Below are 14889 nucleotides of genomic sequence, written 5' to 3' on the forward strand. Positions count from 1 at the left end.
GTGGTAATCCCATCCGCCGCAGCGCATTGCGCGGTGGCGGTGTGGCGGAATCGACGCCCTACTGGGTCGTATCCTGCCACCGAAGCCGGTCAGGGCCGCCACGAATCATGCGCATGCCAAGGTTCGACGCGGGGGCTCACCCCTTACAGCGGCACGACGATCACATCCGTGCCGCGAGCAGACAGCGCGATTTCACCGGCGCAAAGGCGCAGCGCATCGGTACCAAAAACCTCTGCCCGCCAGCCGCGCAGGCAGGGCGCGTCGCGCGCGCCGGACGCCAGGGCGTCCAGATCCGCAGCATTGGCGATGAGTTTCTGTGCAACGCCGGTTTCCTCGGACTTGGCCTTCAGAAGCACGCGCAGCAGATCGGCCAGCGCGGGATTGACCTGCTGCGCCACCTTCGCGGCATCGACCGCCGGAAAGCTGTCGGCGCTGGCGGCAAGCCCGTCGCGCACCGCCTTCAAGATCCCCTCGGCAATGTCACCGCGCCGGGCCTCACGCAACAAAAGGCGCGAGGCATTGAGGTCTTCCGCGCTGCCCGGTTTGGTCGAAGCCAGTTCCAGCAACGCATCATCCTTGTACACCCGGCCGCGCGGTATGTTGCGGCTTTGGGCGTAATCCTCACGGAACCGCGCCAGTTCGCGCACGATCGCCATGAACCGTCCCGAGGAGGTGCGCGTCTTGATGCGCTGCCATGCTTCATCGGGTCGCACGATGTAGGTGTCGGGGGTTGTCAGCACTTCCAGTTCCTCGGCCACCCAGCGGGTGCGCCCGGTCTTGGCAAGTTCCGCCGACAGGTGTTCGTATATTCCACGCAAATGCGTCACATCGGCCAGCGCGTATTTCTGCTGCGCGTCCGAAAGCGGGCGGCGCGACCAGTCGGTGAAGCGCGAGGTCTTGTCGACGCTGGCGCGGCAGATCTTCTTTACCAGCGTCTCATAGCCAACCTGATCGCCGAAACCGCAGACCATGGCGGCGACCTGCGTGTCAAACAGCGGCGTTGGGAAACAATCCCCCTCGTAGAAGAATATCTCCAGATCCTGCCGCGCGGCATGGAAGACCTTCATCGTGGGGGTGTGCCGGAACAGGTCATACAGCGGATCCAGCGACATCTCGCCCGCAATGGGGTCGACCAGCACGGCGGGGCCGCCATCAGGGCCTTTGGGGCCGGGCAGCGCCATCTGGATCAGACAGAGCTTTGAGTAATAAGTGCGTTCGCGCAGGAATTCGGTGTCGATGGTCACATAGGGCGCGGCTTTGGCGAGGTCGCAGAATGCGGCAAGGTCTTGGGTGGTCGTCAGTGTTTTCATCGCGCTGCCAATCGGAACCTGGTTCTGTCTACCAGTCATAGAGTCTTGCCGCCCGATTGGAAAGGCCCCGCCCGCTGTTGCTGCGACGCGGCGTCGATGCCCTGTCACGGGCAATGCAGCCCCACGATGTGTTATCGCGACCACTTTAACGACTTGGCATTCCGGCCTGCGCAATATGTTCTTGAAATCGCGTCCGCGCCGCATGACAGATCGGCAAAGCACCCCAACCGCGCCCCACATGACCCAAGAGGTACCCATGAACGCTACAGACCTGCGCGCCGACATCTTGAAACATCTGGAATTCTCGCTGGGCAAGGATCTGGCCCATGCCACGCTTTACGATATCCGCATGGCGCTGACGCTGGCGGTGCGCGACCGCGTGGTGACCCCGTGGTTCGCTGCGACCCGTGCCACCTATGCGGCGAAATCGAAGCGGGTCTATTACCTGTCGATGGAATTTCTGATCGGTCGCTTGCTGGAAGATGCGATCCACAATCTGGGCCTGATGCAGGCCGCGCAGGAAGCCATGACCAGCCTTGACGCCGATTTCGCCGCGGTGCTGGCAGATGAGCCCGATGCGGCATTGGGCAATGGCGGCCTTGGCCGACTGGCGGCGTGTTTCCTTGACAGCATGTCGACGCTGGGCTGCCCGGGCTATGGCTATGGCATCCGCTATGAACACGGCCTCTTTCGTCAGAGCTTTCATGAGGGGCGGCAGGTCGAAGAGGCCGAAAACTGGTTGCGCCAGCGCCACGGCTGGGAGTTCGAGCGCCCCGAGGCGGCGTTCCAGATCGGCTTTGGCGGAAGCGTCAGCGAAGCGGGCAAGACCGCCCTCTGGACGCCGGGCGAAGCCGTGATCGCCAAGGCCTATGACACGCCCACCATCGGCTGGCAGGGCAAATGGGCCAACACCCTGCGCCTGTGGGGGGCGGAACCCGTGCGCGCGTTTGATCTGGCCGCGTTCAATCAGGGCGATTACGCCGGTGCGGCGGGCCTTGAGGCGGCAGCGCGCACGATTTCCCGCGTACTCTACCCCGATGACACCACCGACACCGGCAAGGAACTGCGGCTGAAGCAGGAATTCTTCTTTACCGCAGCCAGCCTGCGCGACATCGTGCGCCGCTTTCAGGCCGAACACAGCGACCTGCGCGCCCTGCCCACGAAGGCCGCGATCCAGCTTAACGACACCCATCCCGCAATTGCCGGGCCAGAGTTGGTGCGTATCTTGCATGACGAAAACGACATGCCGCTGGATGAGGCAATCTTGACCGCGCGCGCCACGCTGTCCTACACCAACCATACCCTGCTGCCCGAGGCGCTGGAACGCTGGCCCGAAGCGCTGATGGCCCGTGTCCTACCGCGCCACATGCAGTTGATCGAACGGATCGAGGACACCCATCGCAGTGCATATCCGAAATCCGCGGTCCGGATTGTCGAGGGCGGCGATGTGAAGATGGGCGAATTGTCCTTCATCATGGGTCACAAGGTCAACGGCGTGTCGGCGCTGCATTCCGATCTGGTGAAAACCACTGTCTTTGCGGAACTCCATGCACTGCACCCCGACCGGATCATCAACCAGACCAACGGCGTCACCCCACGCCGCTGGATGCTGGGCGCGAACCCGCGCCTGTCGGCGCTGATCACGGACACCATCAGTTCGGGCTGGGTCGCCGATCTGGAACGCCTGCGCGAACTGGAACCGCATGTGGCGGATGCAGGTTTCATGGCCGCCTTTGCCGATGCCAAGCGCGCCAACAAGGTGGAACTGTCGAACTGGTTCGGACATGAACACGGCCAAAGCGTTGACCCCGACGCGATGTACGATGTGCAGATCAAACGCTTCCATGAATACAAGCGCCAGCATCTGAACATCCTGGAAACCATCGCGCTGTGGACCGAGATGCGCGACAATCCCAACGCCGGTTGGACCCCGCGCGTCAAGATTTTCGGCGGCAAGGCGGCACCGGGCTATGTCATGGCCAAGGAAATCATCCACCTCATCAACGATGTGGCGACGGTCATCAATGCCGATCCGGTCACCTCACAATGGCTGAAGGTCGTCTATCCGCCGAATTACAACGTCTCGATGGCGGAGAAGCTGATCCCGGCCGCGGATCTGTCGGAACAGATTTCGACCGCGGGCAAGGAAGCCTCGGGCACCGGCAACATGAAATTCGCCCTCAACGGTGCGCTGACGATCGGCACGCTGGACGGTGCGAATGTGGAAATCCGCGAACAGGTGGGCGCCGAGAACTTCTTTTTGTTCGGCATGACCGCGCCCGAAGTTGTGGCGTGCCGCGAAAACCCCGAGCATCAGGCCGATGCGATCAAGGCCAGCCCGCGCCTGAAAGCCGCGCTGAAGCTGATCGAGAAGGGCATTTTCTCGGACGGGGATGACAAACGCTACAAGGCGATCCTGAAGAACCTGCGAAAGCATGACTATTTCACCGTGTGCGCTGACTTTGACAGCTACTATGATTGTCAGCGGCAGGTGGATGCGGCCTATCGCGACGCGGATCAGTGGATGCGCATGGCAGCGCTGAATACCGCACGGTCAGGCTGGTTTTCATCCGACCGCACGATCCTTGGGTATATGGCCGATGTCTGGGACATCAAGCCTATGATCTGACGGCACGGGCGGGCTACGCGTGAAAGGGCAATGTCGAAGCTTGTATTTCAGTCAGTGGCAGTGAACACTGACCCTATGACACAGCCTACGCCCACGCCCGCCCTCAGCGCGCCCGATCTGACAGAAATACAGACCGGGCGGCTGGCCGATCCTTTTTCCCTGCTGGGGCCCAGCCACCGCGGCCACGCCGGGCATCTGGTGGTACATCTGCCCGATGCGCAACGTGTTACGGCGGTGATCGACGGCACGGCCTACCCGCTGGCCGCGCAGGCGCCGGGCGTGTTTGCAGGCATGATCCCGCCGGGCAGCGCCTATATTCTGCGCGTTGGCAACGGGTCGCCGGAAAACGGGGCGCAGGAATGGGAACAGGAAGACCCCTACCGCTTTGGCCCGGTGCTGGGCGAACTGGACGAATACCTCATCGGTGAAGGCACGCATCAGCGGTTGTGGCATGTGCTGGGCGCGCGGGTGATCCGCCATGAAGGCGTTGAGGGCACATGCTTTGCCCTGTGGGCACCCAGCGCGCAGGCGGTCGCGGTGGTGGGGGATTTCAACCAATGGGATGCCCGGCGCGCGCCGATGCGCCCACGCGGTACCACAGGTGTTTGGGAACTGTTCATCCCCGGCGTGGCGGAAGGCGCAAGCTACAAGTACCGCATCATCGGGCCGGATGGCCGCGAATTGCCACTGAAGGCTGATCCAATTGGCTTCGGCTCGGAGCATCCGCCGCAGACCGCCAGCGTTGTGCGATCGATCACCGGGTATGGCTGGCGCGACGCGGCCTGGCTGGAGGGCCGCGCAGAAGCGCAGGACCGCCGCGCGCCGATGTCGGTCTATGAGGTGCATCTGGGTAGTTGGCGCAAACGCGGCGACCGCCCGCTGAGTTATGTGGAGGCCGCGACCGAACTGGTCGACTACGCGGTGGATATGGGCTTCACACATATCGAGCTGATGCCGATTTCCGAACATCCCTTCGCAGGATCATGGGGCTATCAGCCCGTTGGCCTTTATGCGCCCACGGTGCGCCACGGCCCACCGCACGAATTCCGCGATCTGGTGGACGCGGCGCATGCGCGCGGCCTCGGCATCATCCTGGACTGGGTCCCCGGGCATTTCCCGTCAGACGCACACGGGCTGGCGCAGTTCGACGGCACGGCGCTTTATGAACACGCCGACCCGCGCGAGGGGTTTCACCCCGATTGGAACACCTGCATCTACAACTTTGGTCGCCGCGAGGTCGTGAATTACCTGACCTCCAATGCCCTGTATTGGCTGGAGGAATACCACATCGACGGGCTGCGGGTGGATGCTGTGGCCTCGATGCTTTACCGCGATTATTCGCGCAAGGCGGGGGAATGGGTGCCCAACATCCACGGCGGGCGTGAGAACCTGGAGGCAATTGCGCTCTTGCAGCGAGTCAACACGCTGACTTATGGCGCGGTGCCCGGCAGCATGATGATCGCCGAGGAAAGCACCAGTTTCCCCGGCGTCTCGCGGCCCGTCGACGCGGGCGGCCTTGGCTTTGGGTTCAAGTGGAACATGGGCTGGATGAACGATACCCTGCGCTACATGGAGCACGCGCCCATCCACCGCCGCCACCATCACCACCTGATGACCTTCGGCATTGATTACGCGTTCTCCGAAAACTTCATCCTGCCGATCAGCCATGATGAAGTGGTGCACGGCAAGGGCGCGATGATCGCCAAGATGCCCGGCGACGCATGGGAGAAATTCGCCAATCTGCGTGCGTATTATGGCTATATGTGGGGGCATCCGGGCAAGAAGCTGCTCTTCATGGGCTGCGAATTCGCCCAGGCGCATGAGTGGAACCACGACGCGGAACTGGACTGGGCGGCGCTTTCGCGGCCCGAAAATGCCGGGATCCAGCGGCTGGTGCGCGACCTCAACACCCTTTATCGCGGCACGCCCGCGTTGCATGCCCGCGATTGCGAGGCCGAAGGCTTCGCCTGGCTGGACGGCGGGGCCACCGATATCTCGGTTTTTGCCTGGGCACGGTTTGGCGGGCCCGGCGATGATCCGGTGGTGGTGATTGCAAACATGACGCCGGTGGAACGCCCCGGCTGGCGCTGCGCCTTCCCACAGGCGGGGCATTGGGATGAGGTGCTCAACACCGATGCGGCGATCTATGGTGGGGGCAACCGGGGCAATATGGGCGGCGTTGTGACCGAAGCCGTGGCGCATCACGGCCACGCGCAATCGGCGCAAATCACGCTGCCGCCGCTGAGCACCGTCATGTTCAGGTACCGCGGCGCAGAGTAGCGCATGTGGCGAAAAAGAAGGCGTCAGCGCTGTGCGGGAAACTTGCGATAAAACAAAGGGCTAGACTGTAGAGGGCACAGTGCTGAAGATAACCTGAGGCGTAAAGCCGTTTTCACTATGGGGGGAGACCATAATGCAACGACCAAACCACCGGCTGTCATCGCGCGCCATGGCTTTTGTGTTGGCGGGCGGGCGCGGGTCGCGTCTGCGCGAGCTGACCGACATGCGGGCCAAACCGGCGGTCTATTTCGGCGGCAAGACGCGGATCATCGACTTTGCGCTGTCGAATGCCCTGAACTCGGGCATCCGCAAGATGGCGATCGCCACGCAGTACAAGGCGCACAGCCTGATCCGGCATTGTCAGCGTGGCTGGAGCTTTTTCCGGGCGGAACGCAACGAATACCTCGACATTTTGCCCGCCAGCCAGCGCGTCAGCGAAAACCACTGGTATGAAGGTACGGCGGACGCCGTCTTTCAGAATATCGACATCATTGACAGCTATGACGTGGATTATGTGATCATCCTGGCAGGCGATCACATCTACAAGATGGATTATGAGGTCATGCTGCGCGAACATGTGGAAAGTGGTGCCGATGTCACCGTGGGCTGCCTGACCGTGCCGCGCGCCGAAGCCGTGGCCTTTGGCGTCATGGATGTCGAAGCCTCGGGGCGGATCACGGCGTTTCTGGAAAAGCCCGCCGACCCACCGGCGATGCCGGGCGAGCCAACCAAGGCGCTGGCGTCCATGGGGATCTATGTGTTCAAATGGTCCTTCCTGCGCCAGATGCTGGTGGAAGACGCGGCCGCCCCATCGTCCAGCCGCGATTTTGGCAGCGACATCATCCCGCATATCGTGACGCATGGGACAGCCATGGCGCACAAGTTCGAGGACAGTTGCGTGCGCCACCGCTCCGATGCGCCGGTCTATTGGCGCGATGTGGGCACGCTGGATGCCTTTTGGCGGGCGAATATCGACCTGACCGATTTCGACCCCGATCTGGACCTCTGGGACAAGGATTGGCCGATCTGGACCTATTCCGAAAGCGTCCCGCCCGCGAAGTTCATCCATAACGAGGAAGCGCGGCGCGGGCTGGCCGTCAGCTCGCTGGTATCAGGGGGCTGTATCATCTCGGGGACCGAGGTGCGCAACAGTTTGCTTTTCACCGGGGTGCATACAAATTCGTGGTCCACGCTGGATGAGGTGGTTGCCCTGCCCTATTGCGTCGTGGGCCGCCACGCGCGGCTGACCCGGGCGATCATCGACCACGGCGTCCACATCCCCGAGGGGCTGGTCGTCGGCGAAGACCCGATCGCGGATGCGAAATGGTTCCGCGTCAGCGAAGGCGGCGTTACCCTGATTACCAAAGGCATGATGGACCGCTATAACGCGGCGCAATAAGCGAAAGGCTGTCTCGATGGCAACGGCGGAAGATGCGGTGGCGCCCGGCGCGTCGGATGGGTCAGCGGCCGCTTTGCGCCCCGCGCTGAGCGTGGCTTCAGAATGCGCGCCGCTGGTGAAAACCGGCGGGCTGGCCGATGTGGTGGGCGCCCTGCCAGCCGCGTTGCAGCCTGAAGGCTGGGCGTTGCGCACGCTGCTGCCGGGCTACCGCGCAGTGCTGGCGCAATGCGACGGGGCCGCGCCGGTCCTGTGGCTGGACGATCTGTTCGGCGGGCCTGCTCGGGTGCTGGCGGTGACCTTGGGCGGGTTGGACCTGCTGATCCTTGACGCGCCACACCTTTTTGACCGCGAGGGCAGCCCATACCTCGATGCGTCCGGCAACGACTGGGTGGACAACGACCTGCGGTTCGCTGCGCTGTCCTTCGTCGGCGCACAAATCGCAGCCGAAGGCCTGGGGGGCTGGCAGCCCGAACTGGTGCATCTGCATGACTGGCAGGCGGCATTGGTGCCCGAATATCTGCGCAGCTATGCCCACGATGTGCCCACCATCCTGACGATCCACAACATCGCGTTTCACGGGCTGACGGGGTATGAGCGTCTGGCCGCGATGCGTCTTGACCCGGAACGCTTCACGCCCGAGGGGTTCGAATACTACGGCCATATCAGCGCGCTGAAGGCCGGGCTGATGGGGGCGACCAAGCTGACGACCGTCAGCCCGTCCTACGCGCGCGAGTTGGAGACGCCCGCTTTCGGCATGGGCCTCGACGGCGTGATCCGCAGCCGCCGCGCCGATTTGTCGGGCATCCTGAACGGCATCGATACCGCCGTGTGGAACCCGGAAACCGACCCGATGATCCGCCCCTTCCGGACGCCACGCGGCAAGGCTGCGAACCGTGCCGCGCTCTGTGCCGATTTTGGCCTGTCGCCCGACGTGCCCGGCCCGCTGGCGGTCGTTGTCTCACGGTTGTCGGGACAAAAGGGGCTGGACCTGTTGCTGGACGCCCTGCCCGCGCTGACGGACCGCGGCGGGCAACTGGCGCTGCTGGGCGCGGGCGCCCGGCCGCTGGAAAACGCCTGGCTGGCAGCGGCGCGCGACATGCCGGGGGTGTCGGTGCGCATCGGCTATGATGAGGCGCTGTCGCACCGGATGTATGCAGGCGCGGATGCCGTGCTGGTCCCGTCCCGCTTCGAACCCTGCGGGCTGACGCAGCTTTATGCGCTGCGCTATGGCGCGGTGCCGGTGGTGGCGCAGACCGGCGGGCTGGCCGATACGGTGATCCACGCCAATGACGCCGCGCTGCGCCGCGGGGTCGCCACCGGGCTGACCCATGCCCCCGGCGATGCGGCGGCGTTGCGCCATGCGCTGACCCATTTGTGCGATCTTTACGCAACTCCGGGTATCTGGACCACTCTGCAACGCAACGCCATGAAACAGCCGGTTGACTGGACCGCCTCCAGCCCACAGTATGCGCGTCTTTACAACAACTTGACCGGATCAGCATGAGCCACAGCTACACCGTGTCGCGCGGGCGTCACAACCGCATCGGGGCGACGTTTGACGGCGACGGCGTGAATTTTGCCGTTTTCTCGGAACATGCCACGGCGGTTGAGCTGTGCCTGTTCTCACCCGATGGCACGCGCGAACTGGCGCGGCTGAAACTGCCCGAACGCACGGGGTTCGTCTGGCATGGCCGCGTACCCGGTCTGGTACCGGGGCAGCTTTATGGCTACCGCGCCCATGGTCCTTATGCACCAGAGGAAGGGCACCGGTTCAACCCGCACAAACTGCTGCTGGACCCCTATGCCAAGCGCATTACCGGGCATCCGCGCTGGTCGGATGCGCTGTTTGGCTACAATACCGGGGCAAAAACGCTGGACCTGACCTATTCAAACCGCGACAGCGCGCGCTTCATGCCCAAATGCGTGGTCGAAGACCCCAGCTTCAACTGGGGCAACGACAGCCCGCCCGCCAAGTCGGCAAGCGACAGCGTGATCTACGAGGCGCATGTAAAGGGTTTCACCGCGCAGCGCGACATTCCGCATGCGGGCAAGTTCCTGGGGCTGGCATCCGACGCGGCGATCGACCACCTGGTGAAACTCGGCATCACCGCGATCGAGCTTCTGCCGGTGCAGGCCTTCCTGAATGACCGTTTTCTCGTGGAAAAGAAGCTCACGAATTACTGGGGCTATCAGACGCTGAGCTTCTTCGCCCCCGAGCCCCGCTATCTGACCGCCGGGCGCCTCAATGAGTTTCAGCACACCGTCGCCCGGCTGCATGCAGCGGGGATCGAGGTGATCCTGGACGTGGTCTATAACCACACCTGCGAAGGCTCGGAACTGGGGCCGACACTGTCGTTTCGCGGGCTGGACAACAAGAGCTACTATCGCCTGTCGCCGGACAATCCGCGCTATTGCATCAACGATACCGGCTGCGGCAATACGATCAACATCGACCACCCGATGGTGCTGCGCATGGTGATGGACAGCCTGCGCTACTGGGTCGAGGTGATGCATGTGGATGGTTTCCGCTTTGACCTTGCCGCGACGCTGGCGCGCGAGGCAGCCGGGTTCCAGCCCAATGCCGCCTTCTTTGCCGCGATCCGGCAGGACCCGGTGCTCAGCCGGGTGAAGCTGATCGCCGAGCCGTGGGACATCGGCCCGGATGGCTATCAGTTGGGCGCCTTCCCGCATCCGTTCATGGAATGGAATGACAAGTTCCGCGACGGCGTGCGCCGGTTCTGGCGGCGTGACCCCGCACCCGCCCCGGAACTTGCCGCCCGGCTGACCGGATCGGCCCAGCAATTCGACCATAACGGGCGGGGTGCCACGGCCTCGATCAACTTTGTCACCGCGCATGACGGGTTCAACCTGCATGATCTGGTTTCCTACGCGCAAAAGCACAACGAAGCGAACGGCGAGGATGGGCGCGACGGGCATTCGGCCAATTTCTCGGACAACATGGGGGTGGAAGGCGAAACCGACGATCCCGACATTCGCGCCGCGCGCAGTCAGCGCAAACGCAACCTGCTGGCAACCTTGATGCTGTCGCAAGGCACGCCGATGCTGCTGGCAGGCGATGAAGTCGGCCACAGCCAGCGCGGCAACAATAATGCCTATTGCCAGGACAATGCGATCACCTGGATCGACTGGGATAGCGCCGATGCCGACCTCATGGCCTTCACCGCCCGCCTGATCGCGTTTCGCAAGGCGCACCAGATCTTGCGCCAGAAGCTGTTCTTGCATTCGCGCGAACGCCCCACCGATGGCAAGGCGGATCTGATGTGGTGGCACCCCGCTGGGCGCACCATGACGCCCGCCGACTGGGAGGATCCAGCGCTGTCCTTCGCCTGCGTGGAGTTGCGCAAGGCATCGAGCACCCCGGTCTATGCCGATACGGAATATGCGGTGTTTCTGGCCTTTAACGCGGGCGATGCGTTTGAGCTGACGCTGCCCCCCGCCCCAGAGGGGCAACGCTGGTCGCGCCATATCAATACCGCCGCCGCCCTTGCCCCGCCCGAAGAACTCTGCACAACGGCGATGCATGTGGCCGCGCAATCGGTCTCGGCGCTGGTGCTGGAACGGGTAGATACCGCCATGGCCGGGGCAGCGGCATGACCGATCTTGACCGCCTGTGCCAGCGCATGGGTCTGATCTGGCACTATATCGACGGGGCGGGCAAGCCGCAGATCGCCCCCCAAGCATCGCGCGTTGCGGTGTTGGCAGCGATGGGGCTTGATGTGACGACCGAGGCGCAGGCCGCAGCCGCGCTGGCCGCGTTGCCCCCCCAACACAAGGTGCATATCATCGCGCCCGATCAGGCAGATGCCCTGACGCCGCCGACCGCTTGGAACCTGACGCTGGAGGACGGCACGCAGGCCCATGGCGGCTCAGGCACCGCACTGCCCCCCCTGCCGCTGGGCATTCACCGGCTGACCACTGGCGGCGCTGTCGGCTGGGTGCTGGCTGCGCCCCGTCAACTGCCCCTGCCCGCACGCCGCTGGGGCGTGACCGCGCCGCTATATGGTTTGTGGGACGGCGAACAATCCGGGCCGGGCAGCTATGCGCAACTGGGCGCGCTGGCCGAAGGGCTGGGCCGCAAGGGCGCCAGCTTCATCGGCATCAACCCGATCCACGCGGGCTTTCCCAACGATCCACGCGCCTTCAGCCCCTATGCGCCGTCGCACCGCAGACGGTGGAGTGTGGCACATATTGACACGCGGGATCTGCCCGGCGTGCCTGCGAGCAAACCGGGGACCGCCCCGGAAGCCGACGCTGCAGTGCAGCCCCCGCCCGGCCTGATCGATCATGACATCGCCACGCCCATGCAAAACCGCGCGCTGCGCGCGGCCTATGCCGCCTTTGCGGGCGATCCGGCCTTTGACGCGTGGCGGGCCGAACAGGGTGCCGCGCTGCATGATTTCGCCACGCATCAAGCATTATCCGACGCGTTCGGCCCCTATTGGACCGATTGGCCCGGCGATCTGCAACGCCCGGGCAGCCCTGCCACCCGCGCCTTTGCCGACGCGCATACCGATGCCCTGCGGTTCCACGCTTGGGCGCAATGGCTGGCCGAGCGACAGTTACACATGGCCCAGGGCCGCGCGCGGGCTGGCGGGATGGGCTTTGGCCTCTACCTCGACCTTGCGGTCGGCGCCCATCCGGCAGGGGCCGAGACATGGGCCGACCCGGCGCTTTTCGCGCGCGGCGTCTCGCTGGGCGCGCCACCCGATCTGCTGGGCCCGTCGGGCCAGCGCTGGAATCTGGCGCCCCTGCTGCCCGATGCCCTGTTGACCACAGGGTTCGCGGCATTGGCCGAAACCCTGCGGCAACAATTGCGTTTCGCGGGCCTGTTGCGCATCGACCATATCTTGGGCTTTGAACGTGCTTTCTGGCTGCCTGATGGCCTGCCCGGTCTCTATGTCGCCATGCCGCGCGATGCCCTGCTGGCCATCGCCCGGATCGAGGCGGCCCGCGCCGGGGCGACGATCATCGGCGAGGACCTGGGCACGATCCCAGACGGGTTACGCGCCGCGCTGCAAGACGCGGGCATCCTGGGCTGCCGGGTTGCGATGTTTGAACGCGACTGGCAGGGCGACAGGCGGTTCCTGCCTGCCAGCGCCTATCCGGCGGCCTGCCTGACATCCTTCGCCACCCATGACCTGCCAACGTGGGCGGGCTGGCGGCAGGGGCGCGATATCGACTGGCGCCGCGATCTGGATGAGATGACGGGGGCCGAGGCCACAGCCGCCCATGCGGCACGGCGCGCAGATGTTGCCGCGCTGGACGTGGTGATCACAGGGCACGCCCCTGCCAAAAGCGCAGCACCACAACGGGTGTCCCCAAAAGATGCGGCACCAGAGAACGCAGTGCCACCCGGCCCGCTGGAAGACCCCACCGCGCTGCACGGGTTTCTGGCACAAACACCTGCGGCGCTTGTTGCCCTGCAGGCCGAAGACATTTGCGGACAGGTTGAACAACCCAACCTGCCCGGCACGGTTTACGATCACCCCAACTGGCGCCGTCGCCTGCCTTGTGCAGTCTCGGCGCTGCCGGATCATCCCGGCCTTGCCGCAGCCCTGCCGCTGCTGGCACATGCACACCGAACGGAGACCTGACCATGACGACCACTATCGCCACCAAACCGATTGCAGGCCAGAAGCCCGGCACCTCGGGCCTGCGCAAGAAGACCGCGCAGTTCATGCAGCCGGGCTATCTGGAAAACTTCGTGCAAAGCATCTGGGATGGCATCGGCGGGGTCATCGGCAAGACGCTGGTGCTGGGTGGCGACGGGCGGTTCTTCAACGATCGGGCGGCGCAGATCATCCTGCGCATGGCGGCTGCCTCGGGCGCGGCCAAGGTGATCGTGGGGCAGAACGCGCTGCTCTCCACCCCGGCTGCGTCGCACCTGATCCGGCTGCGTGGCGCGGATGGCGGCATCATCATGTCGGCCAGCCATAATCCCGGCGGCCCGGATGAGGATTTCGGCGTGAAGTACAATACCGCCAACGGCGGCCCCGCGCCCGAAAGCGTGACAAACCGCATCTTTGCCGCGACCGAAAGCATCACCCAGTACCTGACGCTCGAGGCGGATGATATCGACCTCTCGGCGCTCGGCACCCACCAGCTTGGCGCGATGGCGGTCGAGGTGGTGGACCCGGTGACCGATTACCAGGCGCTGATGGAAACGCTGTTTGACTTCGACGCCATCCGCGCGCTGATCGCAGGCGGTTTCCAACTGCGGTTCGATGCGATGCACGCCGTCACAGGCCCCTATGCGGTGGCCATCCTGGAAACCACACTGGGGGCGGCACCGGGATCGGTGGTCAATGCCGTGCCCCTGCCCGATTTCGGCAAGGGCCACCCCGACCCCAACCCGGTCTGGGCGCGCGATTTGATGGACACGATGTTTGGCACCGCTGCCCCGGATTTCGGCGCGGCATCAGACGGCGACGGCGACCGCAACATGATCGTCGGACGCGGCGTCTACGTGACGCCGTCCGATAGCCTGGCGGTGCTGGCCGCCAACGCGCATCTGGCACCGGGCTATGCGGGCGGGCTGAAGGGCGTGGCGCGCTCAATGCCCACGTCCTGCGCTGTGGATCTGGTGGCCGAGGCGAAGGGCATCAAATCCTACGCGACGCCGACGGGCTGGAAGTTCTTCGGCAACCTGCTGGACGCAGGGCTTGCGACGCTGTGCGGCGAGGAATCGGCGGGCACCGGGTCAGACCATGTGCGCGAAAAGGATGGGCTGTGGGCGGTCCTGCTGTGGCTCAACATTCTGGCAGCGCGCCGTCAGTCAGTGGCCGAGGTGATGCACGACCACTGGGCCGAATATGGCCGCGTCTATTACTCGCGCCACGATTACGAGGCGATCGACAGCGACATTGCCAATACGCTGATTGCCGATCTGCGGGGCCGACTGGATACGCTGCCCGGCACGGCGGCGGGCGCGCTGACGGTCAGCAAGGCTGCGGATTTCGCCTATGACGATCCGGTAGACGGCAGCCTGACCGAGAAACAGGGGATCGAGATCACCTTTGAAGGCGGTGCGCGGCTGGTGCTGCGGCTGTCAGGCACGGGGACCGAGGGGGCGACGCTGCGGGTTTACCTGGAACGGCTGGAAGTGCAGCGGGACCAGATGGACCAAGACGCGCAAGCGGCGTTGGCTCCGGTGGTCACCGCGGCCGAAGCGCTGGCGGAAATCCGCACCCGCACCGGCCGGACCGCGCCGGATGTGATGACCTGAGCCGCAGGTCGGTAATCAGCCCATA

8 protein-coding genes are annotated in these 14889 nt (G+C 64.5%); 7 read left to right on the forward strand and 1 reads right to left on the reverse strand.

The genetic code is table 11. The features are described 5' to 3' along the window. Window positions 1-143: 143 nt before the first annotated feature. Window positions 144-1310 (reverse strand): ribonuclease D, encoded by a 1167-nt coding sequence (gene rnd, locus H9529_RS07115; protein ID WP_092887804.1) that lies wholly within the window; start codon window positions 1308-1310, stop codon window positions 144-146. A gap of 256 nt (window positions 1311-1566) precedes the next feature. On the opposite strand from rnd, the gene H9529_RS07120 reads away from it, so the two are divergent. The 7 genes from H9529_RS07120 to H9529_RS07150 all read left to right on the forward strand — a co-directional run bounded on the left by H9529_RS07120 (window position 1567) and on the right by H9529_RS07150 (window position 14864). Then, window positions 1567-3939 (forward strand): glycogen/starch/alpha-glucan phosphorylase, encoded by a 2373-nt coding sequence (locus tag H9529_RS07120; protein ID WP_223814325.1) that lies wholly within the window; start codon window positions 1567-1569, stop codon window positions 3937-3939. Window positions 3940-4014: 75 nt separating this feature from the next. Further along, complete coding sequence (gene glgB / locus H9529_RS07125) at window positions 4015-6219, forward strand: 1,4-alpha-glucan branching protein GlgB (RefSeq protein WP_092888238.1); 2205 nt, start codon at window positions 4015-4017, stop codon at window positions 6217-6219. Window positions 6220-6352: 133 nt separating this feature from the next. Next, on the forward strand, window positions 6353-7618 hold the full coding sequence (gene glgC / locus H9529_RS07130; protein WP_092887801.1) for a glucose-1-phosphate adenylyltransferase: 1266 nt from the start codon (window positions 6353-6355) through the stop codon (window positions 7616-7618). Between the two features lie 16 nt (window positions 7619-7634). After that, entirely contained in the window at window positions 7635-9122 is a 1488-nt protein-coding gene (glgA, locus tag H9529_RS07135; RefSeq protein ID WP_397544888.1) for a glycogen synthase GlgA, read from the forward strand. Beyond that, window positions 9119-11233, forward strand: coding sequence for a glycogen debranching protein GlgX (gene glgX, locus H9529_RS07140; RefSeq protein WP_092887798.1), 2115 nt, complete (start codon window positions 9119-9121; stop codon window positions 11231-11233). The genes glgA and glgX overlap by 4 nt, the downstream gene beginning before the upstream one ends. Then, window positions 11230-13233 carry a 4-alpha-glucanotransferase gene (malQ, locus tag H9529_RS07145; protein ID WP_092887795.1) on the forward strand — a complete coding sequence of 668 codons (2004 nt, stop codon included), beginning with the start codon at window positions 11230-11232 and terminating at the stop codon, window positions 13231-13233. The genes glgX and malQ overlap by 4 nt, the downstream gene beginning before the upstream one ends. 2 nt (window positions 13234-13235) lie before the next feature. Beyond that, window positions 13236-14864 (forward strand): alpha-D-glucose phosphate-specific phosphoglucomutase, encoded by a 1629-nt coding sequence (locus tag H9529_RS07150; protein ID WP_092887792.1) that lies wholly within the window; start codon window positions 13236-13238, stop codon window positions 14862-14864. Window positions 14865-14889 lie beyond the last annotated feature (25 nt).

The sequence above is a fragment of the Roseicitreum antarcticum genome, from assembly GCF_014681765.1.
Taxonomy (GTDB): domain Bacteria; phylum Pseudomonadota; class Alphaproteobacteria; order Rhodobacterales; family Rhodobacteraceae; genus Roseicitreum; species Roseicitreum antarcticum.

What these genes read in the sequence shown, in the direction of transcription:
- malQ (WP_092887795.1), top strand. Translation starts at nt 11,230, where the DNA reads ATGACCGATCTTGACCGCCTGTGCCAGCGCATGGGTCTGATCTGGCAC.
- glgC (WP_092887801.1), top strand. Translation starts at nt 6,353, where the DNA reads ATGCAACGACCAAACCACCGGCTGTCATCGCGCGCCATGGCTTTTGTG.
- rnd (WP_092887804.1), bottom strand. Translation starts at nt 1,310, where the DNA reads ATGAAAACACTGACGACCACCCAAGACCTTGCCGCATTCTGCGACCTC.
- H9529_RS07120 (WP_223814325.1), top strand. Translation starts at nt 1,567, where the DNA reads ATGAACGCTACAGACCTGCGCGCCGACATCTTGAAACATCTGGAATTC.
- H9529_RS07150 (WP_092887792.1), top strand. Translation starts at nt 13,236, where the DNA reads ATGACGACCACTATCGCCACCAAACCGATTGCAGGCCAGAAGCCCGGC.
- glgA (WP_397544888.1), top strand. Translation starts at nt 7,635, where the DNA reads ATGGCAACGGCGGAAGATGCGGTGGCGCCCGGCGCGTCGGATGGGTCA.
- glgX (WP_092887798.1), top strand. Translation starts at nt 9,119, where the DNA reads ATGAGCCACAGCTACACCGTGTCGCGCGGGCGTCACAACCGCATCGGG.
- glgB (WP_092888238.1), top strand. Translation starts at nt 4,015, where the DNA reads ATGACACAGCCTACGCCCACGCCCGCCCTCAGCGCGCCCGATCTGACA.